The sequence below is a fragment of the Microbacterium sp. BE35 genome, from assembly GCF_031457705.1.
Classification (GTDB): Bacteria; Actinomycetota; Actinomycetes; order Actinomycetales; family Microbacteriaceae; genus Microbacterium; species Microbacterium trichothecenolyticum.
In genome coordinates this window covers 223,060-245,607 of the sequence record NZ_JAVDXD010000004.1, presented here as the reverse complement: position 1 = coordinate 245,607, position 22,548 = coordinate 223,060, and the positions used below count along the sequence as shown (strand labels likewise).

Genomic DNA, 22,548 nt, shown 5'->3' with positions numbered 1-22,548 from the left:
GCGCCTTCGACGTGGCTCGAAGACCGCCCAGGACTACGGGCAGTGCATGAGGGGCTTCGGCCCCGAGCGGTCGAACGTGTGCTGCGAGATCGGCGCGCCGCAGAGCGGGCACGCGCGCTCGGCCCGTTCCGCCTGACTCGGCGGGGGAGTCGTCTCGTAGGGGCCGACGGCGGCGGGGCCGGCGACACGGATGAGATTCGTGTTCAGGAACGCGTACCAGCCGCCCGCTTCGCGCACGCGCTCGCGGAGCGGACGGCGGTCGGGGGTGGGGGCATCCGTGTCTGGCATGTTCCTTAGTGTACTAACGATTAGTGGGCGATAGGATCATCGGGTGACGAATGCCGAACTCAGCCCCGACGACCTGCTCAAGCTCGACAACCAGGTCTGCTTCGCGCTCGTGACCGCGGCGCGCAACGTCGTCGGGCTGTACCGGCCGATCCTCGAGCCGCTCGGCCTCACGCACCCGCAGTACCTCGTGATGCTCGCGCTGTGGGAGCGGTCGCCCCGCTCGCTGCGCGAGCTCGCCGCCGAGCTCGCGCTGGAGCCCGCGACGCTGTCGCCCCTCGTGAAGCGCCTCGAGGCGCAGGACCTCGTCACCCGTTCGCGTCGCGACGACGACGAGCGGGTGCTCGACGTCCGCCTCACGGAGGCCGGCCGGCGTCTTCGCGCCCAGGCGCTGGAGGTCCCCGGCAAGGTGATGGCGAGCGTCGGGACGGATGCCGCGGCGCTCCTGGCGCTCCGGGACGCGCTGCAGCCCTTCGCCGGCGCCCGCTGATCCGGGGCCCGCGGTACCGCCCCTTCGCCTACGGCGAACAGCTCCCAGCCCTCGTGTCGGAGGCCCCACCTAGACTTGTCGGGTGCCCATCGTCCCTGTCGCCCTGCCCGCGAACATGCCCGGAAACTCCGTCGGCGGTGCCGGCGGAAAGCTCAGCGTCCGCGGTGCCCGCGTGCACAACCTCAAGGATGTCGATCTCGACATCCCGCGCGATTCGCTCGTCGTCTTCACCGGCCTGTCGGGCTCGGGCAAGTCGAGTCTGGCGTTCGACACGATCTTCGCCGAGGGCCAGCGCCGCTACGTCGAGTCGCTGAGCGCTTACGCCCGGCAGTTCCTGGGGCAGGTCGACAGGCCCGACGTCGACTTCATCGAGGGCCTGAGTCCCGCTGTGTCGATCGACCAGAAATCCACGAACCGCAACCCGCGGTCGACGGTCGGCACGATCACCGAGATCCACGACTACATGCGTCTGCTGTGGGCGCGGATCGGCGTGCCCCACTGTCCCGAGTGCGGGGCCGTCATCCAGCGCCAGACGGTGCAGCAGATCGCCGACCAGCTCATTGAGCTGCCCGAGCGCACCCGCTACCAGATCGTCGCCCCCGTCGTCACACAGAAGAAGGGCGAGTTCGTCGACCTCTTCAAGGAGCTCGGCGCGAAGGGCTACGCCCGGGCCATCGTCGACGGCGAGCTGATCCAGCTCGCCGAGCCGCCGGCGCTCAAGAAGAGCTACAAGCACGACATCGCGGTCGTGGTCGACCGTCTCGTCGCGGCTCCCGGCATCCTGGACCGCGTCACCGACTCCGTCGAGACCGCGCTGTCGCTCGCGGGCGGCGTCGTGCAGGTCAACTTCGTCGATGAGGAGGGGGATGCCGCGTGGCAGTCCTTCTCCGAGAAGCTCGCGTGCCCGAACGGCCACCCGCTGCAGCTCACCGAGATCGAGCCGCGCACGTTCTCGTTCAACGCGCCGTTCGGCGCGTGCCCCGCGTGCTCGGGTCTCGGCACGCGCATGTCGGTCGACGTCGAGCTCATGCTGGGCGACGAAGACCTGTCGATCCGCGAGGGCGTCCTCATCCCGTGGACGACCCAGGGCAAGGGACTCTTCCAGTACTACGAGCGCCTGCTCGAAGGACTCGCGAACGATCTCGCCTTCTCGCTCGACACGCCCTGGAAGAGGCTTCCGTCCGAGGTCCGCGAGGCCGTGCTGCGCGGTGAGAACTACAAGGTCACCGTGCGGTGGAAGAACCGCTACGGCCGCGAGATGCGCTACTCGTCGGGCTTCGAGGGCGTCGTTCCCTACATCGAGCGGCAGTACACGCAGGCCGAGTCCGACACGCAGCGTCAGCGCTGGGCGGAGTACCTCCGCGAGGTGCCGTGCCCCGTGTGCGACGGCGCCCGGCTCAAGCCCGAGGTGCTGGCCGTGCAGGTGCACGGGCATTCCATCGCGGATGCCTCGCGCCTGAGCCTGGGCGAGGCGCGGGAGTACTTCGCCAAGCTCACGCTCACCGACCGCGAGGCGACGATCGCCGCGCAGGTGCTGCGCGAGATCCGCCTCCGGCTGGACTTCCTCATCCGCGTCGGCCTCGACTACCTGAGCCTGAGCCGCGCCGCAGCGACGCTCTCCGGCGGCGAGGCGCAGCGCATCCGGCTCGCGACTCAGATCGGCTCCGGCCTGACCGGCGTGCTGTACGTGCTCGACGAGCCGTCGATCGGCCTCCACCAGCGTGACAACCGCCGTCTCATCGAGACCCTCGTGGCGCTGCGCGACCTCGGCAACACCCTCATCGTGGTCGAGCACGACGAAGAGACGATCCACGCCGCCGACTGGGTGGTCGACATCGGCCCCGGCGCCGGCGTCAACGGCGGCGAGGTCGTGCACTCCGGCCCGATCGGCGAGCTGCTGGCCGACCCGGATTCGATCACCGGCGACTACCTGTCGGGCCGGCGCTCCATCCCCACCCCGAAGAAGCGCCGCAAGATCGACAAGAAGCGTCAGGTGACGGTCGTCGGCGCGCGCGAGAACAACCTCAAGAACGTGACGGCCGACTTCCCGCTCGGTGTGCTCACCGCGGTCACGGGAGTCAGCGGCTCGGGCAAGTCCTCGCTGGTCAACGGCATCCTCTACCAGGTCCTCGCGACGCGTCTCAACGGCGCCCGCCGGGTCGCCGGCAAGCACACGCGCGTGACCGGGCTCGACAACCTCGACAAGGTCGTGCACGTCGACCAGGCGCCGATCGGCCGCACGCCGCGGTCGAACCCGGCGACCTACACCGGGGTGTTCGACCGCATCCGGACGCTGTTCAGTGAGACGCCCGAGGCCAAGGTGCGCGGCTACCAGCCGGGCCGGTTCAGCTTCAACGTCAAGGGTGGCCGCTGCGAGGCCTGCTCGGGCGACGGCACGATCAAGATCGAGATGAACTTCCTGCCCGACGTGTACGTCGACTGCGAGGTCTGCCATGGCAAGCGGTACAACCGCGACACCCTCGCGGTGCACTACAAGGGCAAGAACATCGCCGAGGTGCTCGAGATGCCGATCGCCGAGGCAGCCGAGTTCTTCGAGCCGATCCAGGCCATCCACCGCTACCTGAAGACGCTCGTTGACGTCGGTCTCGGCTACGTGCGGCTCGGCCAGTCCGCCACGACGCTGTCGGGCGGCGAGGCGCAGCGCGTGAAGCTCGCCACCGAGCTGCAGCGGCGCACGAACGGCCGGTCGATCTACGTGCTCGACGAGCCGACGACGGGTCTGCACTTCGAAGACGTGCGCAAGCTCCTCGAAGTGCTCAACGGGCTCGTCGACAAGGGCAACACCGTCATCGTCATCGAGCACAACCTCGACGTCATCAAATCCTCCGACTGGGTGATCGACCTCGGTCCCGAGGGCGGATCCGGGGGCGGCCAGATCATCGCGACGGGCACGCCCGAGCAGGTCGCGCGCGCCGAGGGCAGCCACACCGGCGCGTTCCTCGCCGAGGTGCTGGGGCTCCGCGCCCCGACGCACGCGGTCACCGAGCTCGTCGAGGCCCGCAAGGCCGGCTGAGCGGCATGGCGCGCTCTGCTCCCACCGTCCCGTACAAGCCGAAGCCGGGCGAGATCCCGACGAATCCCGGGGTCTACCGCTTCCGAGACCGCGACGGGCGCGTGCTGTACGTCGGCAAGGCGAAGAACCTCCGCGCCCGCCTGTCGAACTACTTCGCGCCGCTGCACACGCTCCACGAGCGCACGCGGCGGATGGTGACGACCGCCGCGTCCGTCGAGTGGACGGTCGTCGCGACCGACGTCGACTCGCTGCAGCTCGAGTACCAGTGGATCAAGGAGTTCGATCCGCCGTTCAACGTCCGCTACAAGGACGACAAGTCGTACCCGTTCATGGCGATCACGCTCGCCGACGAGGCACCGCGCGTCATCGTGACGCGCAACCGCCGCATCCCGGGGGCCAAGTACTTCGGCCCGTACCCGAAGGTGTGGGCGGTCCACGACACGATCGATCTGATGATCCGGGTGTTCCCGATCCGCACCTGCAGCGACGCGTCGTACAAGAAGGCGATGGCGACCGGGCGCCCGTGCTTCCCGGGGCAGATCGGGCGCTGCGGCGGGCCGTGCTCGATGAAGGTCACCGTCGAGGAGCACCGGGCGATCGTCGACGACTTCATCGCGTTCATGTCAGGCGGCGATCAACGGTTCACCAGGGAGCTCACCGCGCGCATGCGCGAGGCGTCCGCCGCGATGGACTACGAGGCGGCCGCCGTGTACCGTGACCGGCTGCAGTCGATCGACGCCGTGCTGAACCGCAGCGCGCTCGTGCTCGCCGCCGACACCGACGCCGATCTTTTCGGCATCGCCGAGGACGAGCTGGCCGCCACGGTGCAGCACTTCGTGATCCGCGGCGGCCGCGTGCGCGGCGTGCGCGCGACGACGATCGAGAAAGAGCTCGACATCACCGGTGGCGAACTCGTCGACCAGGTGCTGCAGCGGACGTACGGAAACGCCGCTGGCGCCGACATCCCGAAGCAGGTGCTGGTGCCGACGATGCCCGACGACGCCGCCGACCTCGAGGAGTGGCTTCGCGGGCGCCGTGGCAAGGCCGTGACGATCCAGATCGCACAGCGTGGCCGCAAGGCCGACCTCATGCGCACCGCCACGCTCAACGCGCAGCAGGCGCTGATGCTCCACAAGACCCGCCGCACCAGCGACTACGTCGCCCGCAGCCAGGCGCTCACCGACCTGCAGGAGGCGCTCGACCTCGTCGAGGCGCCGCTGCGCATCGAGTGCTTCGACGTCTCGCACCTGAGCGGCACGAACGTCGTCGCGTCGATGGTCGTCTTCGAGGACGGCCTGCCCCGCAAAGACCAGTACCGCTCGTTCGGCGTCGCCGAGACCACCGACGACACCGACTCGCTCTACCAGGTGCTCACGCGCCGGCTCGCGTACCTCGATCGTCCGGAAGAGAACGAGCCGGGTGCCTCGGCCGACCCGACCGCGGACGGCGAGGTGGTGACCGAGCGGCGTCGCCCGCGCTTCGCGTACCGGCCGCAGCTGCTGGTCGTCGACGGCGGCAAGCCCCAGGTCGAGGCCGCGGCGCGGGCGCTGCGCGATGCCGGCCACGAGGAGATCGCGCTGTGCGGCATCGCCAAGCGCCTCGAGGAGGTGTGGCTGCCGGGGGAGGAGTACCCCGTCATCCTGCCCCGCACGTCGGAGGCGCTGTACCTGCTGCAGCGGCTGCGCGACGAGGCCCACCGCTTCGCGATCACGCATCAGCGCAAGCGCCGCCGCCGCGACATCCAGAGTGTGCTGGCGGAGGTGCCGGGCCTCGGCGACGCGCGGATCAAGGCGCTGCTGCGCCACTTCGGGTCGGTGTCGGCGCTGAAGAAGGCGACGCCGGAGGAGATCGCCGAGCTTCCGGGGGTCGGTCCGAAGCTCGCGTCGGCCATCCACGCCCACCTCGCCCAGCCGGTCGCTCTCTCCGACGCGTCATAGCGCCCGTCGCGCCGCCGAGCGGTGGTCCGGTATGACTAGGCTTGTCGGGACGGGGGTGGTCATGGGCGAGGCGACGCGTCACGACGTCGGAGAAGTGCTGATCGTCACGGGGATGTCGGGCGCCGGACGGTCCACCGCGGCGAACGCACTGGAGGATCTCGACTGGTACGTCGTCGACAATCTGCCGCCGCAGATGCTCAAGCCGCTGCTCGAGCTCACCGAGCTCGCCGGCGGCGTGCTGCCGCGGGTCGCCGTCGTGGTCGACGTGCGCGGGCGCGACCTCTTCTCGGACCTGCCCGACGCGATGCGCTCGCTCCGGGAGCGCCGCCAGATCCGGCTGCTGTTCCTGGATGCCTCGGACGAGGTGCTCGTGCGGCGCTTCGAGGCCGTGAGGCGCCCTCATCCGCTGCAGAGCGACGGCACGATCCTCGACGGCATCCGCCGCGAGCGCGGCCGCCTCGCGGCGGTCCGCGAGAGCGCCGACGTCATCATCGACACGTCGTCGTACAACATCCACCAGCTGGCCACCAAGGTCGCCGACCTCTTCAGCGAAGCAGGCGCCGCGCGCCACACGGTGACGCTCCAGAGCTTCGGCTTCAAGTACGGGCTGCCGCCGGACGCCGACATCGTGGCGGACATGCGGTTCCTTCCGAACCCGTTCTGGGACGAGCGGCTGCGCCCGTTCACGGGGGAGGACGAGGAGGTCCGCGAATACGTCCTCGGCCAGGAGGGCGCACAGGAATTCCTCGACGCGTACAGCGCGGCGCTGCGTCCCGTGCTCGAGGGGTACCAGCGGGAGAACAAGAGCCACTCGGTCGTCGCGATCGGCTGCACCGGTGGGAAGCACCGCTCCGTCGTGATGGTGCGCGAGCTCGCGCAGCGTCTCGCGAGCGTGCCCGGCGTCGCCGTCCGTGTGACGCACCGCGATCTCGGACGCGAGTGACGAGCCCGCCCGGCCGGAGCGGCCGGGTAGGCTTGACGGTCGTTCCCGCAAGACCCATGAAGGAGACCCGTGTCGCTGACCGCTGACGTGAAGGCCGAGCTGATCACCGTGCGAGATCCGCGCCCAACGGCACGGGTGGCCGAGCTCACGTCGCTGCTGCGATTCTCGGGAGGCCTGCACTCGATCGCCAACCGCGTCGCGGTCGAGGCCGAGCTGGACTCCGACGTGCTCGCGCGCCGCACCGCCCGCGATCTCGTCGAGCTCTACGGGGTGCGGCCGGAGCTCGTCCACGTGCAGGGCTCGGGAGCCCGGTCGGGCAGCCATTACGCGGTTCGCGTGATCGAAGGCGGCGAGACGCTGGCCCGTCAGACGGGCCTCCTCGACCAGCGACGACGTCCCGTCCGCGGACTCCCCAACAAGCTCACCACCGGATCGCGTGGCGACCTGGCCGCCATCTGGCGCGGGGCGTTCCTCGCCGCCGGCACCCTCAGCGACCCGGGCCGCTCGGCTGCGCTCGAGATCACCTGTCCCTCGTCCGAGGCCGCGATGGCGCTCGTCGGCGCCGCACACCGCCTCGGCATCGCCGGCAAGGCGCGCGAGGTGCGCGGCATCCCGCGCGTCGTCGTGCGCGAGGGCGAGGCGATCCGCGCCGCCCTGGCCGCGATGGGCGCCGTGCGCGCCGCCGCGGAGTGGGACCAGATGCGTCAGCGCCGCGAGGTGCGCGCCGGCGTCAACCGGCTCGTGAACTTCGACGACGCCAACCTGCGCCGTTCGGCGCAGGCCGCCGTCGCCGCCTGCGCGCGCGTCGAGCGTGCGCTGGAGATCCTGGGCGACGAGGTGCCCGACCACCTCCGTCAGGCGGGCGACCTCCGTCTCGCGCACCGCGACGCGAGTCTCGACGAGCTCGGCCACCACGCCGACCCGCCGCTCACCAAGGACGCCGTCGCCGGTCGCATCCGCCGGCTCCTCGCGATGGCCGACAAGAAGGCCGAAGCCGAGGGCCTCCCTGGGACCGAGGCGGCGGTCCCCGCCGGCATGGAGGACTGAGATCCCTCACGGATGCTGCGGGCCGCAGCTGGGCCCACGCGTCCGAGGCTCGGCCCAGCGCGAAGCGATGCGTGGAGGGTCGTGGGGACCGTGCTTCCACACGTCACAGTCGGAAGCAACCCCGCCGCGGGAGCGTTGCCGCTCAGTAGGATGAATCCGTCACCCTCGCTGCGCCGGGGACTTCGGCGCGCGCCGACAGGAAGAAGAGAACATGGCGAAGTACACCTTGCCCGACCTCCCTTACGACTACGCCGCACTCGAGCCGCACATCAGCGGCAAGATCATGGAGCTGCACCACAGCAAGCACCACCAGGCGTACGTGACCGGCGCGAACACCGCGCTGGAGCAGCTGGCCGAGGCGCGCGAGTCCGGCAACCTCGCGAACGTGAACAAGCTCGAGAAGGACCTTGCGTTCCACCTCGGCGGTCACGTGAACCACTCGATCTTCTGGACCAACCTCTCGCCCGAGGGCGGCGGTGAGCCCGAGGGCGAGCTGAAGGCCGCCATCGACGAGTTCTTCGGCGGCTTCGACAAGTTCCAGGCGCACTTCACCGCCGTGGCCAACGGGATCCAGGGCTCAGGCTGGGCCGTCCTCAGCTGGGACCCGATCGGCGAGCAGCTCATCATCCAGCAGCTGTTCGACCAGCAGGGCAACACCGCGCAGGGCACGATCCCGATCTTCCAGCTCGACATGTGGGAGCACGCCTTCTACCTCGACTACCTCAACGTGAAGGCCGACTACGTCAAGGCCGTCTGGAACATCGCGAACTGGCAGAACGTCGCGCAGCGCCTCGACGCCGCCCGTCAGAAGACCTCTGGCCTGCTGGTACTGTCCTAGTTAGCGCGGCCGTCCCGGCGGGACAGCCCGCCGGGACGCCGTTGTCCTCGTTCGCATCGCAACAACCGCGCATTCGCGCACGACACATCTCAGGAGAAACTCCGTGACTGTCAAGATCGGCATCAACGGCTTCGGCCGAATCGGACGCAACTACCTCCGCGCGGCTCTCGCGCAGGGCGCGGACCTCGACATCGTGGCGGTGAACGACCTCACCGACAACAAGACGCTGGCGCACCTGCTCAAGTACGACTCGATCCTCGGACGCCTGGACCAGGAGGTCTCGTACACCGAGGACTCGATCACGGTCGGTGACAAGACCATCAAGGTCTTCGAGGAGCGCGACCCGGCCAACCTGCCCTGGGGCGAGCTCGGCGTCGACATCGTCATCGAGTCGACCGGCCGCTTCACCAAGGCCGTCGACGCCGCGAAGCACATCGCGGGCGGCGCCAAGAAGGTCCTCATCTCGGCTCCCGCCTCCGGCGAGGACGGCACGTTCGTCATCGGTGCGAACGAGGAGACCTACGACCCCGAGACGCAGCACATCATCTCGAACGCCTCGTGCACCACGAACTGCCTCGCGCCGCTCGCGAAGGTGCTCAACGACGAGTTCGGCATCGTCAAGGGCCTCATGACGACGGTCCACGCCTACACGGCCGACCAGAACCTCCAGGACGGCCCGCACAGCGACCTGCGTCGCGCCCGCGCCGCCGCGCTGAACATCGTCCCGACCTCGACCGGTGCCGCCAAGGCCATCGGCCTGGTGCTGCCGGAGCTCAAGGGCAAGCTCGACGGCTTCGCGCTGCGCGTGCCCGTTCCCACCGGCTCGGCGACCGACCTCACGGTCGAGCTCGAGCGCGACGTGACGGTCGACGAGATCAAGGCCGCCTACAAGGCTGCCGCCGAGGGTCCCCTCAAGGGCATCCTCAAGTACACCGAGGACGAGATCGTCTCGAGCGACATCGTCACCGACGACCACTCCTGCATCTTCGACGCCGGCCTGACCCGCGTCATCGGCAACCAGGTCAAGGTCGTCGGCTGGTACGACAACGAGTGGGGCTACTCCAACCGTCTCGTCGACCTCACCGAGATCGTCGCCTCGAAGCTCTGATCCCCATGGCTCTGCGCACCCTCAGCACGCTGGGTTCGCTGGCCGGCAAGCGTGTCATCGTCCGTGCTGACCTCAACGTCCCCCTCAAGGACGCGGTCATCACGGACGATGGCCGTGTACGGGCCACGCTCCCCACGCTCAACGCCCTGATCAACCAGGGCGCCCGCGTCATCGTCTGCTCGCACCTCGGCCGCCCCGACGGCGCTCCCGACCCGAAGTACAGCCTCGAGCCGGTCGCCCAGCGCCTCTCGGAGCTCCTCGGCAAGCCCGTCGCGTTCGCGCGCGACACGGTGGGGGAGTCGGCCCGAGAAGCGGTCGCAGCCCTCGAGGACGGCGACGTCGCGATCATCGAGAACCTCCGCTTCAACCCGGGCGAGACCGCCAAGGACGACGCGACCCGTCGCGCGTTCGCGGAGGAGCTCGCCACGCTCGGCGACGTCCTCGTCTCCGACGGGTTCGGCGTCGTGCACCGCAAGCAGGCGTCGGTCTACGACCTCGCCGAGATCCTGCCGTCGGCAGCCGGGTTCCTCATCGAGAAGGAGGTCGACGTCCTCGACCGCCTGACCGAGAACCCCGAGCGGCCGTACACGGTCGTGCTGGGCGGCTCGAAGGTCAGCGACAAGCTGGGCGTCATCGACCACCTGCTGCCGCGCGTCGACCGTCTGCTCATCGGCGGCGGCATGCTGTTCACCTTCCTCGCGGCGCAGGGGCACAAGGTCGGCTCGAGCCTCCTCGAGGCCGACCAGCTCGACACCGTGCGCGAGTACATGCGGCGCGCCGAGGATTCGGGCGTCGAGCTCGTGCTGCCCACCGACGTCGTCGTGGCCTCGAAGTTCGGCGCCGACGCGGAGCACGTGGTGACGAGCGCCGACGGCATCGAGGACACGGCGTTCGGGGCCTCGGGCCTCGGACTCGACATCGGTCCCGACACCGCCGAGCGCTTCGCAGCCGTCGTACGCGACTCGAAGACGGTGTTCTGGAACGGCCCGATGGGCGTGTTCGAGCTCGCGCCGTTCGCCGCGGGCACCAAGGCAGTGGCGCAGGCTCTCACCGAGGTCGACGGTCTGTCGGTCGTCGGCGGCGGCGACTCCGCCGCGGCGGTCCGCCAGCTCGGGTTCGCCGACGACGCCTTCGGTCACATCTCGACCGGCGGCGGCGCCAGCCTCGAGTTCCTCGAGGGCAAGAAGCTCCCCGGACTGGAGGTCCTCGGATGGCAGTAGCAGGCCGCACCCCGCTCATCGCGGGCAACTGGAAGATGAACCTCGACCACCTGCAGGCGGTCGCGTTCGTGCAGAAGCTGCACTGGACCCTGAAGGACGCCAAACATGAGGACGGATCGGTAGAGGTCGCGGTGTTCCCGCCCTTCACCGACCTGCGCACCGTGCAGACGCTGCTCGACGCCGACAAGATCCCGTTCGCCCTCGGCGCGCAGGACCTGTCGGCGCACGACTCGGGCGCGTACACCGGCGAGATCTCGGGCGCGTTCCTGGCCAAGCTCGACGCGAAGTACGTCATCATCGGGCACTCCGAGCGTCGGCAGTATCACGACGAGACGGACGAGATCGTCGGCTCGAAGGTGAAGGCCGCGCTCAAGCACGGCCTCGTGCCCGTGATCTGCGTCGGCGAGACCAGCGAGGACCTGGAGAAGTTCGGCGCGAGCGCCGTGCCGGTCAGCCAGCTGTCGGTCGCCCTCGAAGGGCTGAAGGCGGACGCCGACATCGTCGTCGCCTACGAGCCCGTCTGGGCGATCGGCTCGGGCCAGGCCGCGACGCCGGAGCAGGCGCAGGATGTGTGCGCCAAGCTCCGCGAGGTCATCGGCGAGAAGCTCGGCGCGGACGCGGCGGCACGCACGCGTGTGCTCTACGGCGGGTCGGTGAAGTCCGCGAACATCGCGAGCTTCATGCGCGAACCCGACGTGGACGGCGCCCTGGTCGGCGGTGCGAGCCTCGTCGTCGACGAGTTCGCCGCGATCATCCGCTATCAGAAGCACGTCGGGGTCTGACCCCGCAACCGGCGGGCGGTGAGGATTCCTCACCGCCCGCCGGCCTACACGTATACTTGACCCTTGTGCGATCGGCGAACGATCGCAGCGAAAGGCTTCAACGACTGTGCAGATCCTCGAGTTCGTCCTGCAGGTGCTTCTCGGCATCACGAGTCTCCTGCTGACCCTCCTCATCCTGCTCCATAAGGGGCGCGGTGGCGGCCTGTCCGACATGTTCGGCGGCGGCATGACCTCGGCGCTCGGCTCCTCGGGCCTCGCCGAGCGCAACCTCAACCGATTCACGGTGGTCCTCGCCCTGGTGTGGTTCGCCTCGATCGTCGCGCTCGGCCTGATCACGAAGTTCCAGGCCCTCTGATGGCCACCGGAGGCAACGCGATCCGCGGCACCCGCGTCGGTGCCGGACCGATGGGCGAGCAGGACCACGGCTTCCACGCCGAGCGTGTCGCCGTCTCCTACTGGGACGCCCTCGGCAACGAGACCGTGCGATACTTCGCGGCGGGCATCCCCGAGGAAGAGATCCCCGACACGATCGACTCGCCGCACTCCGGCCTGCCGGCCGGCCGCGACAAGGAGAATCCTCCCGCCGTCGCGAAGGCCGAGCCGTACAAGACGCACCTCGCTTACGTCAAGGAGCGCCGCACCGAGGAAGAGGCCGAGACCCTCCTCGACGACGCGCTGAAGCAGCTGCGCGAGCGCCGCGGCCAGGACTGAGTCCCCGTACAGACATACGAGAAGAGCGGATGCCGAGGCATCCGCTCTTCTCGTATGTTCGGGGGGTCCGTCCGCGGAGCCGCGTCAATACTCCCGGTCGATCAGGTCCGGCGGCACCTGTGCGGCGGCCGCCTGATCGACGAAGAACGTCGTGCGCTTGCGGCCCTTCGCGCCGGCGGCCGGCACGCTCGCGTAGCTCGCCCCCGCGAGGGCGAGGCCGAGGGCGGCCGCCTTGTCGGCGCCCGCCAGCACGAGCCACACCCGCTTCGAGCTGTTGATCACCGGGCGCGTCATGGTGATGCGCTCCGGCGGCGGCTTGGGGGAGTCGCGTACCGCGACCACCGCGCGATCCGTGATCTGGATCTCGGAGCGGTCCGGGAACAGCGACGCGATGTGCCCGTCCGGCCCGACGCCGAGGAAGCACACGTCGAACGACGGCCACGCGCCCTCGGCACCCGGGAAACGCGCGAGCTCCTCGGCGTACGCCGTGGCGGCGTCGTCGAGGCCGGCGCCGTCGTCGCTGCCCAGGGTCGCGTGGATGTTCTCCTCGGGGATCTCGAGACCGTCGAGGAACGCCTCACGGGCCTGGCGATCGTTGCGGTCGGCATGGCCGAGCGGAACGAAGCGCTCGTCGCTCCACCAGAAGTGCACCCGCGACCAGTCGATGCGCGCCGCGCGCGGATTGCGCGCGGCGGCGGCGAGCACGGCCGCACCCATCGAACCGCCGGTGAGCGAGATGTGCGCGAGCTTTCCCTCGTCGATCCGCTTGCTCACCCGACTCAGGAAGCGGGGCGCGACCGACTCGGCCAATGCGGCGGGATCGGAGCTGATGACGACGCGTTTCTCGGCCCAGCCCTCAGGCATCCGTCTGCGTTCCGTTCGTCACCCGCGCACCGCTCATCAGGCCTGCGTCTCCTTCGTCGCCGGGGGGTCGAGCAGCTCCCAACCCTCGGTGATGACTCGACCATACAGGACGTCCGGGTCGAGACGACGAAGCTCCTCCGCGAGGCATTCGCGGAGCGTCCGGCGGGGGAACGCGAGGTCGTGCGTCGGCTGACCGGGCTGCGTGAGGATGGCCACACCGGGCGTCGGGCGCTCGAGGAGCACCTCGCCGCTCGGGCGCACGAGAGCGACCGACTTGATGCCGTGCGGCCACTCTTCGGCGTCGAGGTAGGCCCAGTCGACGGGCACGTCGAGGGTGAGACGCAACCACGCCGCCAGGAGCGCGGTGGAGGGAGAATCGGACGCCCCGCGCACGCGAACGCCCACGACGGGCTCGTACGGCGGCTGGTCGAGGATCGCCGCCAGCTGCTCGCGCCAGCGCGTCAGGCGCGTCCACGCGAGGTCGGTGTCGCCCGGCGCATACTGCTCGCCGAGGTCCGCGACCCAGGCCGACGGGTCGGACTTGGTCGCGGCATCCGTGATCCGGCGCTGCGCGATGCGGCCGATCGACGTCTTCGAGATGTGGTCGGGGGTCCGGTTGGGCCACCACACCACCACGGGGGCGTCGGGGAGCAGGAGACCGGTCACGAGGCTCTCGAGGTTCGAGCGGCCGGCGTCTCCGAACGCGCGCAGCGTGACGACCTCGCTCGCGCCGGCGTCGCCGCCGACACGGATCTGCGCGTCGAGGCGGGACTCGCCGTCGTCGGTGTCCGGGATCATGAGCACGATGACGCGCATCGGGTGCTCGCGCGACGCGTCGTTCGCGGCCTCGATGACCTCTTCGACGGCGCCTTCGCGCGTCAGGATGACGAGCGTCAGCACGCGGCCGAGTGCGACCGCCCCGCCCTCCTCGCGCACGTTGACGAGTGCGCGGGAGATCTTGCTGACGGTGGTGTCGGGAAGGTCGACGATCACGGGCGCCTCCAGGTGCGGCCATCGCGGGCGAGCATCTCGTCCGCGGAATCCGGGCCCCACGACCCGGGCGAGTACTGTTCGAGCGGTCCGCCCTGGGCGTCCCAGAACTTCTCGATCGGGTCGAGGATCTTCCACGACAGCTCGACCTCTTCGTGCCGCGGGAACAGCGGCGGGTCGCCGAGGAGCACGTCGAGGATGAGGCGCTCATAGGCCTCGGGGCTGGCCTCGGTGAACGCGTGGCCGTAGCCGAAGTCCATGGTGACGTCGCGCACCTGGGCGCCGGCACCCGGCACCTTCGAGCCGAAGCGGATCGTGACGCCCTCGTCGGGCTGCACGCGGATCACGAGGGCGTTCTGCCCCTGACCCGAGGTCTGGCTGCGTGAGAACAGCAGCTCGGGGGCGCGCTTGAACACCACGGCGATCTCGGTGACGCGGCGGCCGAGGCGCTTGCCGGTGCGCAGGTAGAACGGCACGCCGGCCCAGCGACGCGTGTTCACCTCGAGCGTGACGGCGGCGTATGTCTCGGTCGTGGACTGCGGGTTCATGCCGTCTTCCTCGAGGAAGCCGAGCACCTTCTCGCCGCCCTGCCATCCGCCCGCGTATTGACCACGGGCGGTGGAACGCGCGAGGTCGGCCGGGAGCGTGACGGCCGCGAGGACCTTCTCCTTCTCGGCGCGGAGGTCCTTCGCGTCGAACGAGATGGGCTCCTCCATCGCGGTGAGCGCCATGAGCTGCAGCAGGTGGTTCTGGATGACGTCGCGTGCGGCGCCGACACCGTCGTAGTACCCGGCACGGCCGCCGACCCCGATGTCTTCCGCCATCGTGATCTGCACGTGGTCGACGTAGTTGCGGTTCCAGATCGGCTCGTACAGCTCGTTCGCGAAGCGCAGCGCCAGGATGTTCTGGACCGTCTCCTTGCCGAGGTAGTGGTCGATGCGGAAGATCGAGTCCGTCGGGAACGCCGAGCGCAGCACGTCGTTGAGAGCGCGTGCCGACTCCTGGTCGTGACCGAACGGCTTCTCGATGACGACGCGGCGCCAGCGGTCGGGCTGGTCGGCCGTGTCGTCCACGAGGCCCGACGCCTTCAGCTGCTCCGCCACGAGCGGGAACGCCTTCGGCGGGATCGAGAGGTAGTACGCGTGGTTGCCCATCGTGCCGCGCTCGGTGTCGAGCTTGTCGACGGTCTCCTTGAGGCGGCGGAAGGCGTCCGGGTCGTCGAACTCGCCCGAGACGAAGCGGATGCCCTGGAGCAGCTGCTGCCATGTCTCGTCGCGGAATTCGGTGCGCGCGTGCTGGCGCACGGCGTCGTAGACGACCTTGGCGAAGTCCTGGTCCTCCCAGTCGCGCCGTGCGAAGCCGACGAGCGCGAAGCCCGGAGGCAGCAGGCCGCGGTTCGCGAGGTCGTAGACGGCGGGCATGAGCTTCTTGCGGGAGAGGTCTCCCGTGACGCCGAAGATGACGAGCGCGCTCGGGCCGGCGATGCGGTTGAGGCGACGGTCTTCGGGGTCGCGCAGCGGGTTGTGCCCGCGCGAGATCTCGACGGTCATGTGGGGATCGAACTCCTACTGTGCCGCTTCGAAGAGCGAGAGCACTTCGATCTGGGGGTCGGTGAGGGTCAGGGTCACGACGGGACGGCCGTGGCCTTCGGCGAGCACGGCCGCGTCGCCCGCGGCCTGCGCCTGGATCAGCTGACCGAAAGTGAACGGCCGGCCGGGGATCTCGAGGTCGACATCGGTGCGCTCGAGGATCTGCACGAACACGCCGTTCGCCGGGCCGCCCTTGTGGTACTGGCCCGTCGAGTGCAGGAACCGGGGGCCCCAGCCGAAGGTGGTCGGGCGAGCGGAGTCCGCGGCCACGAGCTCGCGCAGGCCCGAGAGCTGGCCGAGCTCGAGGCGGTTGACGTAGGCCTGGATCGCGACGTAGCCGTCCTCGGGAAGGCGCGCCCAGAGCGCGTCGAGCACACCCGCGACGGTTCCGGATGCTGCGAGCTCGGGGTCCGAGACGCGCACCTCGACGCCCTCCACGGCGAACGCCGGGGCGGTGGGCTCGGGACGCGCGTCGAGCAGACCTCGGGCCGCGACCTTGGCGGACTCGACGTCGGGCTGGTCGAACGGGTTGATGCCCAGCATCCGTCCCGCGATCGCCGTCGCGTACTCCCACACCACGAACTGCGCGCCCAGCGAGCCGCTCACCAGGATCTCGCCCTCGTGATGCTCGAACAGGTGGAACTTCTTGGCCTCGTCGACGAAGCGCACGATCTGCAGATCGGCGGGCTTCGCCTCGACCTCGGGGGAGACCGGCAGCAGGACGACCGGCAGGATCCCGGTGCCCTCCTTGCCCGTCGACTCGGCCACGAGCTGCTCGATCCAGTCCGGGAGCCCCACGATATGGGTGCCGTCGGTGATGAGGCCGAGCTTGTCCTTGCGGGGCTCGCCACCGGCGATCGCCGCGGCCAGCACGAGTGCCGGGTTGTCGGGGCTGTCGATCGAGACCTCGAGCAGCGACGCCTCGGCCTCGTCGAGGAGCTCCGAGATGTCGGCGCCCGCGAGACCGGCCGGCACGAGCCCGAACGCGGTGAGCGCCGAGTAGCGGCCCCCTACGGTCGGGTCGGCGTTGAACACCGTGTACCCGTCGGCGCGGGCCTCCGCATCCAGCGGCGAGCCCGGGTCGGTGACGACGATGATCCGCTCGGCGGGGTCGATGCCCAGGTCGCGGAACGCGGCCTCGAACGCACGCTTGGCCGAGTCGGTCTCGACGGTCGAGCCCGACTTCGACGACACCACGAGCGCCGTGCGCGTGAGGTCGCCGGCCTGTGCGTCGCCGTCGATCGCGGCGAGCACCTGGCCCGGTGCGGTCGAGTCGAGGATCACCAGCGGCGCCCCAGACGTCTGCGTGATGACCTCAGGCGCGAGCGACGAACCGCCCATGCCTGCGAGCACGAACCGGGTCACGTTGCGGGCGTGCAGACGCTCGCGCAGGGCGAGGATCTCGGGGACGAGCGGACGCGAGACGCTGACGGCCTCGGTCCACCCGAGTCGACGGGATGCCTCATCCTCCGACTCGGGACCCCACAGCGACGAGTCGCCGCCGGTGATCCCCGACGCCACCAGGCTCGCGACGAGCCCGGGAAGCGTCGCGTCGACGACCGACTTGACGTGCCCCGACAGGTGGATGTCGAAGCTCATCGGGTGGCCTGGAGTGCGTCCTCGAGGGCCGCCTTCACGGTGCCCTGCAGATCGTGCCAGGAGGCGATGAACTTGCTGACGCCCTCGTCTTCGAGCACCTGCGTGACGTCGGCGAAGTCGACGCCGGCGGCCGCGAGATCGGCGAACACCTGGTGCGCGGCCTCGTAGGTGCCGGTCACGGTGTCGCCGGCGATCTGGCCGTGGTCGAAGGTCGCCTCGAGGGTCTTCTCCGGCATGGTGTTGACCGTGCCGGGGGCGACGAGCTCGGTGACGTAGAGCGTGTCGGGGAGGTTCGGGTCCTTCACGCCGGTCGATGCCCACAGCGGACGCTGGGCGTGGGCTCCGGCATCCGTCAGCGCCTTCGCGCGGTCGGTGGCGAACTCCTTCTCGTACAGTTCGTACGCGAGGCGCGCGTTCGCGACGCCGGCGAGCGACTTCAGGCCCTCGGCCTCGTCGGTGCCGATCGCGGCGAGGCGCTTGTCGACCTCGGTGTCCACACGCGAGACGAAGAACGACGCGACGGAGTGGATCTGCGAGATGTCGCGGCCGTTGGCCTGCGCCTGCTCGAGGCCCGCGAGGAAGGCCTCGATGACCTCGGCGTAGCGCTCGAGGCTGAAGATCAGCGTGACGTTGACCGAGATGCCCTCGGCGAGCACCGCGGTGATCGCGGGCAGGCCGGCCTTCGTCGCGGGGATCTTGATGTGCACGTTCGGCCGGTCGACCTTCGCCCAGAGCTGCTTGGCCTGCGCGATCGTCGCGTCGGTGTCGTGGGCGAGGTCGGGGGAGACCTCGATCGACACGCGGCCGTCCACGCCGTTCGTGGCGTCGTAGACGGGACGGAAGATGTCGGCCGCGTCGCGCACGTCGTCGGTCGTCGCGGCGAAGATCGCGTCATCCACCGTCGCGCCTGCCTTGGCGAGCTCGGCGATCTGGTCGGCGTACGAGTGGCCGCCGCCGCCGATCGCGCCCTGGAAGATCGTCGGGTTCGTCGTGACGCCCGAGACGTTGCGCGTCGAGATGAGTTCGGTCAGGTTGCCCGACGTGATGCGCTCGCGCGACAGGTCATCGAGCCAGATGCTCACGCCTTCGGCGACCAGCTTCTCAGTGGGGGTGCTCATTCTGCCTTCTCCTCGTGCTTACTTCGCCGTTGCGAGTTCGAGTGCTGCCGTGGCCGCGAGGGACTCGCGGGCGGCCTCGACGACGTGCTCGGCGGTGATGCCGAACTTCTGGAACAGGGTCTTGTAGTCGGCCGACGCACCGAAGTGGTCGATGGCGACGGATCGGCCGGCGTCGCCGACGATGCCGCGCCAGGTGAGCGCGGAGCCGGCCTCGACCGACACGCGCGCCTTGACGGCGGCGGGGAGGACCTTCTCGCGGTAGGCGGCGTCCTGCTCGTCGAACCACTCCAGCGACGGCGCCGACACGACGCGGGCGTTGATGCCCTCGGCGGCGAGGGTCTCGCGGGCGGCGACCGCCAGCTGGACCTCGGAGCCGGTCGCGATGAGGATCACGTCGGGGGTGCCGTTCGGCGCCTCGGCGAGGATGTACGCGCCCTTGGCGACGCCGTCGGTCGACGCGAAGACGTCACCCGATGCCTCGCCCTCGCCGCGTGCGAACACGGGGATGTTCTGGCGGGTCAGCGCGATGCCCGAGGGACCGCCCTGGCGGCGGACGATCTCGAGCCACGCGGCCGAGGTCTCGTTCGCGTCGGCCGGGCGCACCACCGTGAAGTTCGGGATGGCGCGAAGCGTCGCGAGCTGCTCGACCGGCTGGTGGGTGGGGCCGTCCTCGCCCAGTGCGACGGAGTCGTGCGTCCACACGAAGATCGACGGGATGTCCATCAGCGCGGCCAGACGCACCGACGGGCGCATGTAGTCGCTGAAGATGAGGAACGTGCCGCCGAACGGACGTGTGGGACCGTGCAGCTTGATGCCGTTGACGATCGCGCCCATGGCGTGCTCGCGGATGCCGAAGTGCAGCACCCGCCCGTACGGGTCTCCCGACCACTCGTGGGTCGACCACTCGGCGGGGATGAACGACTTCGCGTCCTTGATGGTGGTCAGGTTCGACTCGGCGAGGTCGGCCGAGCCGCCCCACAGCTCCGGCAGCACCGCGGCCAGCGCGTTGATGACCGTGCCCGATGCTGCGCGGGTCGAGACGTCCTTGCCCGCCTCGAACGACGGGAGAGCCGATGCCACGTCCTCGGGCAGATCGCCGGCCTCGAGGCGGTCGAACAGCGCCTTGCGCTCCGGGTTGGCGGCGGCCCAGGCGTCGAACGATTCCTGCCAGACGGCGCGCTCCTCGGCGGCGCGGTCCTTCAGCGCCCGCGTGTGGGCGATGACGTCGTCGGCGACGACGAACGACTGCTCGGGGTCGAAGCCCAGGACCTTCTTCGTCGCGGCGAGCTCGTCGCCGCCGAGCGCCGAGCCGTGGATCTTGCCGGTGTTCTGCTTGCCGGGCGAGGGCCAGCCGATGATGGTGCGCAGGATGATGAGCGACGGCTTGGCGGTCTCGCCCTTCGCGGCCTCGACTGCGCCATAGAGCTCGGCGACGTCCTCGACGTACTGGCCGGTCTTCTTCCAGTCCACGATCTGCACGTGCCAGCCGTAGGACTCGTAGCGCTTGGCGACATCCTCGGTGAAGGCGACGTTGGTGTCGTCCTCGATGGAGATCTGGTTCGAGTCGTAGATCGCGATCAGGTTGCCGAGCTCCTGGTGACCCGCGAGCGAAGACGCCTCCGAGGTGACACCTTCCTGCAGGTCGCCGTCGCCGGCGATCACGTAGATGTGGTGGTCGAACGGCGACTGACCGGCGGGGGCCTCCGGGTCGAACAGGCCGCGCTCGTATCGGGCCGCGTACGCGAAGCCCACCGACGAGGCGAGGCCCTGGCCCAGCGGGCCGGTCGTGATCTCGACGCCCTTGGTGTGGCCGTACTCGGGGTGACCAGGGGTCAGCGACCCCCACGTGCGCAACGCCTTGAGGTCGTCGAGCTCGAGCCCGAATCCGCCCAGATACAGCTGCACGTACTGGGTGAGCGAGGAGTGGCCGGCCGACAGGATGAACCGGTCGCGGCCGACCCAGTGGGTGTCCGTGGGGTCGTGGCGCAGCACCCGCTGGTACAGCAGGTATGCCGCCGGCGCCAGGCTCATGGCAGTGCCGGGGTGGCCGTTGCCGACCTTCTCCACCGCGTCCGCTGCCAGCACGCGCGCGGTGTCCACCGCGCGCCGATCGATTTCATCCCAACGCAGTTCCGACACCAGGCGCCTTTCTCGAGGAGTGTGCGCCCAGAGTGTGGCCGGCTCGCGGCCCTTCCGGACGGAGAAGGGGGAATCGGCGACGGGCGCGCGTGTTTCTCAGCATAGCGAAGGGGCATGCCGCCGAGGCCATGAGAGCTGTGTATGTGACAGAGTCTTGCGAAGCCCGAGGCGTCGCCGGTGACATCCCGGTGTCGTGGGAGTCACGTTCTGCTCACGCTCGCGGCCTGCCCGATGTGATCCGTCACCATCCCCGGCGTCCCGCCCCGCCCAGCACCCGGCGCCGCCGGCGGGCCGGGCGCGACACGCCGATGCCCTAGACTTGGGACGAATCTGCAGGCGGCGATTGCGGGGGCCATGGACAGCACGAAGACGGCCGGGACCGTAGCATCCGTCGACGGCTCCAGCCGGCCTCGTCAGACCTTCGGCCGCACCGTCCGCGCGTACATCGCGCTGATGAAGCCGCGCGTGCTCGAACTGCTCCTGGTGACGACCGTGCCGGTCATGATCCTCGCGCAGGGGGGCTTCCCCGATGTGTGGCTGGTCGTCGCGACCGTCATCGGCGGCACCGCGAGCGCTGGGTCGGCCGCTGCGTTCAACATGTACCTCGACCGCGACATCGACGCGCACATGCAGCGCACGGTGAACCGCCCGCTCGTCACCGGCGAGGTCTCGCCGCGGGGCGCGCTGATCTTCGCGTGGTCGCTCGCGGTGTTCTCGACCGCATGGCTGTGGGTCACCACGAACTGGCTGGCCGCGACCCTGTCTGCCGCCGCCATCTTCTTCTACGTCGTGATCTACACGATGATCCTCAAGCGCCGCACCGAGCAGAACATCGTGTGGGGCGGCATCGCGGGCTGCTTCCCGGTGCTGATCGGCTGGACCGCGGTGACCGGCTCGCTCGCGTGGCCGCCGGTCATCCTGTTCACCCTCGTCTTCCTGTGGACGCCGCCGCACTACTGGCCGCTGTCGATGAAGTACAAGGACCAGTACGAAGAGGTCGACGTGCCGATGCTCGGCGCGACGCGCGCCGGCTCTCAGGTGGGCCTGCAGGTGATCCTGTACGCATGGGCCACCGTCGTGTGCTCGCTCCTGCTCATCCCCGTCGCCGACATGGGTCTCGTCTACACGGTGTCGTCGCTCGTCTTCGGCGGCTGGTTCATCTACGAGTCGCACGTGCTCTACAACCGCGCTGTGCGGGGCACCGAGCCGCGCCCGATGCGCGTCTTCCACGCCTCGATCACGTACCTCACGCTGCTCTTCGTCGCCATCGCGGTCGATCCGCTCCTCCCGTTCTGACCCAGACGCGAGATACGAAGAAGGCCGCCCGGCGAACCGGGCGGCCTTCTTCGTGCGGGGTGGATCAGCGTGCGGCGACGGATGCCTCGGCCTTGGCGTCGACCGGCTCAGCGGTCTCGGCGGGGGCGGCGTCGGTCTGGGCCTCGGCGGCCTGCGGCTCCTCGGCGGCGGTCTCGGCCTCCGAGTTCCAGTCGATGGACTCGACGACCTCGACCGGCGCGTGCGGGCGCAGCGTCGAGACGGCGGCGACGCCGAGCGCGAGCAGGACGCCGATGATGCCGGCGCCGATGAGGATCGAGCCGAGCTGGGCGATCGACTGGCCGACGTACACGTCGACGCCGGTCGCGGAGCCGTCGGTCAGGGTCGTGGTCATCGAGCCGAGCTTGTCGGTGGTGATGTACCAGCCGCCGGCGATCGTCGCCACGGAGACGACGACGAGGCCCCAGAAGGGGATGCTGCGGACGAGACGGGGGCGGGTGGGCATGTGTCGATCACTCCTCGGGATGCGCGACCCGGGTGGTCGCGGCATCCCACCCTCGCAAAGGAGTCCGTGCGACG

At 69.8% G+C, this 22,548-nt stretch carries 20 protein-coding genes; 12 read left to right on the top strand and 8 right to left on the bottom strand.

The annotated features are described in order from the left end of the window. Positions 1-33: 33 nt before the first annotated feature. Positions 34-288 (bottom strand): hypothetical protein, encoded by a 255-nt coding sequence (locus tag J2Y46_RS14980; protein ID WP_045298856.1) that lies wholly within the window; start codon positions 286-288, stop codon positions 34-36. 43 nt (positions 289-331) lie between these two features. On the opposite strand from J2Y46_RS14980, the gene J2Y46_RS14975 reads away from it, so the two are divergent. The 11 genes from J2Y46_RS14975 (at position 332) to J2Y46_RS14925 (ending at position 12,395) form a co-directional block, all read left to right on the top strand. Continuing rightward, on the top strand, positions 332-775 hold the full coding sequence (locus tag J2Y46_RS14975; RefSeq protein ID WP_045298854.1) for a MarR family winged helix-turn-helix transcriptional regulator: 444 nt from the start codon (positions 332-334) through the stop codon (positions 773-775). 82 nt (positions 776-857) lie between these two features. Beyond that, positions 858-3,809 carry an excinuclease ABC subunit UvrA gene (gene uvrA / locus J2Y46_RS14970; protein WP_396653199.1) on the top strand — a complete coding sequence of 984 codons (2,952 nt, stop codon included), beginning with the start codon at positions 858-860 and terminating at the stop codon, positions 3,807-3,809. 5 nt (positions 3,810-3,814) lie between these two features. Beyond that, a complete protein-coding gene (uvrC, locus tag J2Y46_RS14965; protein WP_045298852.1) occupies positions 3,815-5,746 on the top strand; it encodes an excinuclease ABC subunit UvrC in 1,932 nt (643 codons plus the stop codon). Between the two features lie 31 nt (positions 5,747-5,777). After that, positions 5,778-6,689, top strand: coding sequence for an RNase adapter RapZ (gene rapZ / locus J2Y46_RS14960; protein ID WP_396653198.1), 912 nt, complete (start codon positions 5,778-5,780; stop codon positions 6,687-6,689). Between the two features lie 69 nt (positions 6,690-6,758). Next, positions 6,759-7,736 carry a DNA-binding protein WhiA gene (gene whiA / locus J2Y46_RS14955; protein ID WP_045298850.1) on the top strand — a complete coding sequence of 326 codons (978 nt, stop codon included), beginning with the start codon at positions 6,759-6,761 and terminating at the stop codon, positions 7,734-7,736. A 211-nt stretch (positions 7,737-7,947) separates the two neighbouring features. Further along, positions 7,948-8,574, top strand: a complete 627-nt coding sequence (locus J2Y46_RS14950) for a superoxide dismutase (protein ID WP_045298848.1) — start codon at positions 7,948-7,950, stop codon at positions 8,572-8,574. Between the two features lie 103 nt (positions 8,575-8,677). Further along, entirely contained in the window at positions 8,678-9,682 is a 1,005-nt protein-coding gene (gene gap, locus J2Y46_RS14945; RefSeq protein WP_045298846.1) for a type I glyceraldehyde-3-phosphate dehydrogenase, read from the top strand. Positions 9,683-9,687: 5 nt separating this feature from the next. Then, positions 9,688-10,902 (top strand): phosphoglycerate kinase, encoded by a 1,215-nt coding sequence (locus J2Y46_RS14940; protein WP_045298843.1) that lies wholly within the window; start codon positions 9,688-9,690, stop codon positions 10,900-10,902. Next, the gene (tpiA, locus tag J2Y46_RS14935; RefSeq protein WP_310243328.1) at positions 10,893-11,684 is read left to right on the top strand and encodes a triose-phosphate isomerase; all 792 of its coding nucleotides are present in this window, start codon (positions 10,893-10,895) and stop codon (positions 11,682-11,684) included. Before J2Y46_RS14940 ends, tpiA begins: the two co-directional genes overlap by 10 nt. Before the next feature lie 106 nt (positions 11,685-11,790). Next, positions 11,791-12,039 (top strand): preprotein translocase subunit SecG, encoded by a 249-nt coding sequence (gene secG / locus J2Y46_RS14930; RefSeq protein ID WP_045298839.1) that lies wholly within the window; start codon positions 11,791-11,793, stop codon positions 12,037-12,039. After that, entirely contained in the window at positions 12,039-12,395 is a 357-nt protein-coding gene (locus J2Y46_RS14925; RefSeq protein WP_045298837.1) for an RNA polymerase-binding protein RbpA, read from the top strand. The genes secG and J2Y46_RS14925 overlap by 1 nt, the downstream gene beginning before the upstream one ends. A gap of 84 nt (positions 12,396-12,479) precedes the next feature. Here the strand turns inward: J2Y46_RS14925 and pgl are convergent, their stop codons facing one another. Genes pgl through tkt form a run of 6 tightly spaced genes read right to left on the bottom strand, consistent with a single transcriptional unit; the run spans position 12,480 to position 20,694 of the window. After that, positions 12,480-13,259 carry a 6-phosphogluconolactonase gene (gene pgl / locus J2Y46_RS14920; protein WP_310243326.1) on the bottom strand — a complete coding sequence of 260 codons (780 nt, stop codon included), beginning with the start codon at positions 13,257-13,259 and terminating at the stop codon, positions 12,480-12,482. Positions 13,260-13,295: 36 nt separating this feature from the next. Then, the gene (locus J2Y46_RS14915; RefSeq protein WP_045298833.1) at positions 13,296-14,252 is read right to left on the bottom strand and encodes a glucose-6-phosphate dehydrogenase assembly protein OpcA; all 957 of its coding nucleotides are present in this window, start codon (positions 14,250-14,252) and stop codon (positions 13,296-13,298) included. Continuing rightward, the gene (gene zwf, locus J2Y46_RS14910) at positions 14,249-15,799 is read right to left on the bottom strand and encodes a glucose-6-phosphate dehydrogenase (RefSeq protein ID WP_045298831.1); all 1,551 of its coding nucleotides are present in this window, start codon (positions 15,797-15,799) and stop codon (positions 14,249-14,251) included. Before zwf ends, J2Y46_RS14915 begins: the two co-directional genes overlap by 4 nt. Before the next feature lie 15 nt (positions 15,800-15,814). Next, positions 15,815-17,437 carry a glucose-6-phosphate isomerase gene (locus J2Y46_RS14905; RefSeq protein ID WP_045298829.1) on the bottom strand — a complete coding sequence of 541 codons (1,623 nt, stop codon included), beginning with the start codon at positions 17,435-17,437 and terminating at the stop codon, positions 15,815-15,817. After that, on the bottom strand, positions 17,434-18,555 hold the full coding sequence (gene tal, locus J2Y46_RS14900) for a transaldolase (protein ID WP_045298827.1): 1,122 nt from the start codon (positions 18,553-18,555) through the stop codon (positions 17,434-17,436). The genes J2Y46_RS14905 and tal overlap by 4 nt, the downstream gene beginning before the upstream one ends. A gap of 18 nt (positions 18,556-18,573) precedes the next feature. Then, the gene (gene tkt / locus J2Y46_RS14895; RefSeq protein ID WP_045298825.1) at positions 18,574-20,694 is read right to left on the bottom strand and encodes a transketolase; all 2,121 of its coding nucleotides are present in this window, start codon (positions 20,692-20,694) and stop codon (positions 18,574-18,576) included. A 354-nt stretch (positions 20,695-21,048) separates the two neighbouring features. On the opposite strand from tkt, the gene J2Y46_RS14890 reads away from it, so the two are divergent. Beyond that, positions 21,049-21,990, top strand: a complete 942-nt coding sequence (locus J2Y46_RS14890; protein WP_045298823.1) for a heme o synthase — start codon at positions 21,049-21,051, stop codon at positions 21,988-21,990. Positions 21,991-22,054: 64 nt separating this feature from the next. On the opposite strand, the gene J2Y46_RS14885 is transcribed toward J2Y46_RS14890, so the two are convergent. Further along, positions 22,055-22,474: a hypothetical protein gene (locus J2Y46_RS14885; protein WP_045298821.1), complete on the bottom strand. Its 420-nt coding sequence runs from the start codon at positions 22,472-22,474 to the stop codon at positions 22,055-22,057. Positions 22,475-22,548 lie beyond the last annotated feature (74 nt).

Bases quoted from the DNA above. Each gene is read 5' to 3' on its own strand.
- J2Y46_RS14980 (WP_045298856.1), bottom strand. From the start codon at position 288: ATGCCAGACACGGATGCCCCCACCCCCGACCGCCGTCCGCTCCGCGAG.
- uvrC (WP_045298852.1), top strand. From the start codon at position 3,815: ATGGCGCGCTCTGCTCCCACCGTCCCGTACAAGCCGAAGCCGGGCGAG.
- rapZ (WP_396653198.1), top strand. From the start codon at position 5,778: ATGACTAGGCTTGTCGGGACGGGGGTGGTCATGGGCGAGGCGACGCGT.
- J2Y46_RS14950 (WP_045298848.1), top strand. From the start codon at position 7,948: ATGGCGAAGTACACCTTGCCCGACCTCCCTTACGACTACGCCGCACTC.
- J2Y46_RS14940 (WP_045298843.1), top strand. From the start codon at position 9,688: ATGGCTCTGCGCACCCTCAGCACGCTGGGTTCGCTGGCCGGCAAGCGT.
- tpiA (WP_310243328.1), top strand. From the start codon at position 10,893: ATGGCAGTAGCAGGCCGCACCCCGCTCATCGCGGGCAACTGGAAGATG.
- J2Y46_RS14925 (WP_045298837.1), top strand. From the start codon at position 12,039: ATGGCCACCGGAGGCAACGCGATCCGCGGCACCCGCGTCGGTGCCGGA.
- pgl (WP_310243326.1), bottom strand. From the start codon at position 13,259: ATGCCTGAGGGCTGGGCCGAGAAACGCGTCGTCATCAGCTCCGATCCC.
- zwf (WP_045298831.1), bottom strand. From the start codon at position 15,799: ATGACCGTCGAGATCTCGCGCGGGCACAACCCGCTGCGCGACCCCGAA.
- J2Y46_RS14905 (WP_045298829.1), bottom strand. From the start codon at position 17,437: ATGAGCTTCGACATCCACCTGTCGGGGCACGTCAAGTCGGTCGTCGAC.
- tal (WP_045298827.1), bottom strand. From the start codon at position 18,555: ATGAGCACCCCCACTGAGAAGCTGGTCGCCGAAGGCGTGAGCATCTGG.
- J2Y46_RS14890 (WP_045298823.1), top strand. From the start codon at position 21,049: ATGGACAGCACGAAGACGGCCGGGACCGTAGCATCCGTCGACGGCTCC.
- J2Y46_RS14885 (WP_045298821.1), bottom strand. From the start codon at position 22,474: ATGCCCACCCGCCCCCGTCTCGTCCGCAGCATCCCCTTCTGGGGCCTC.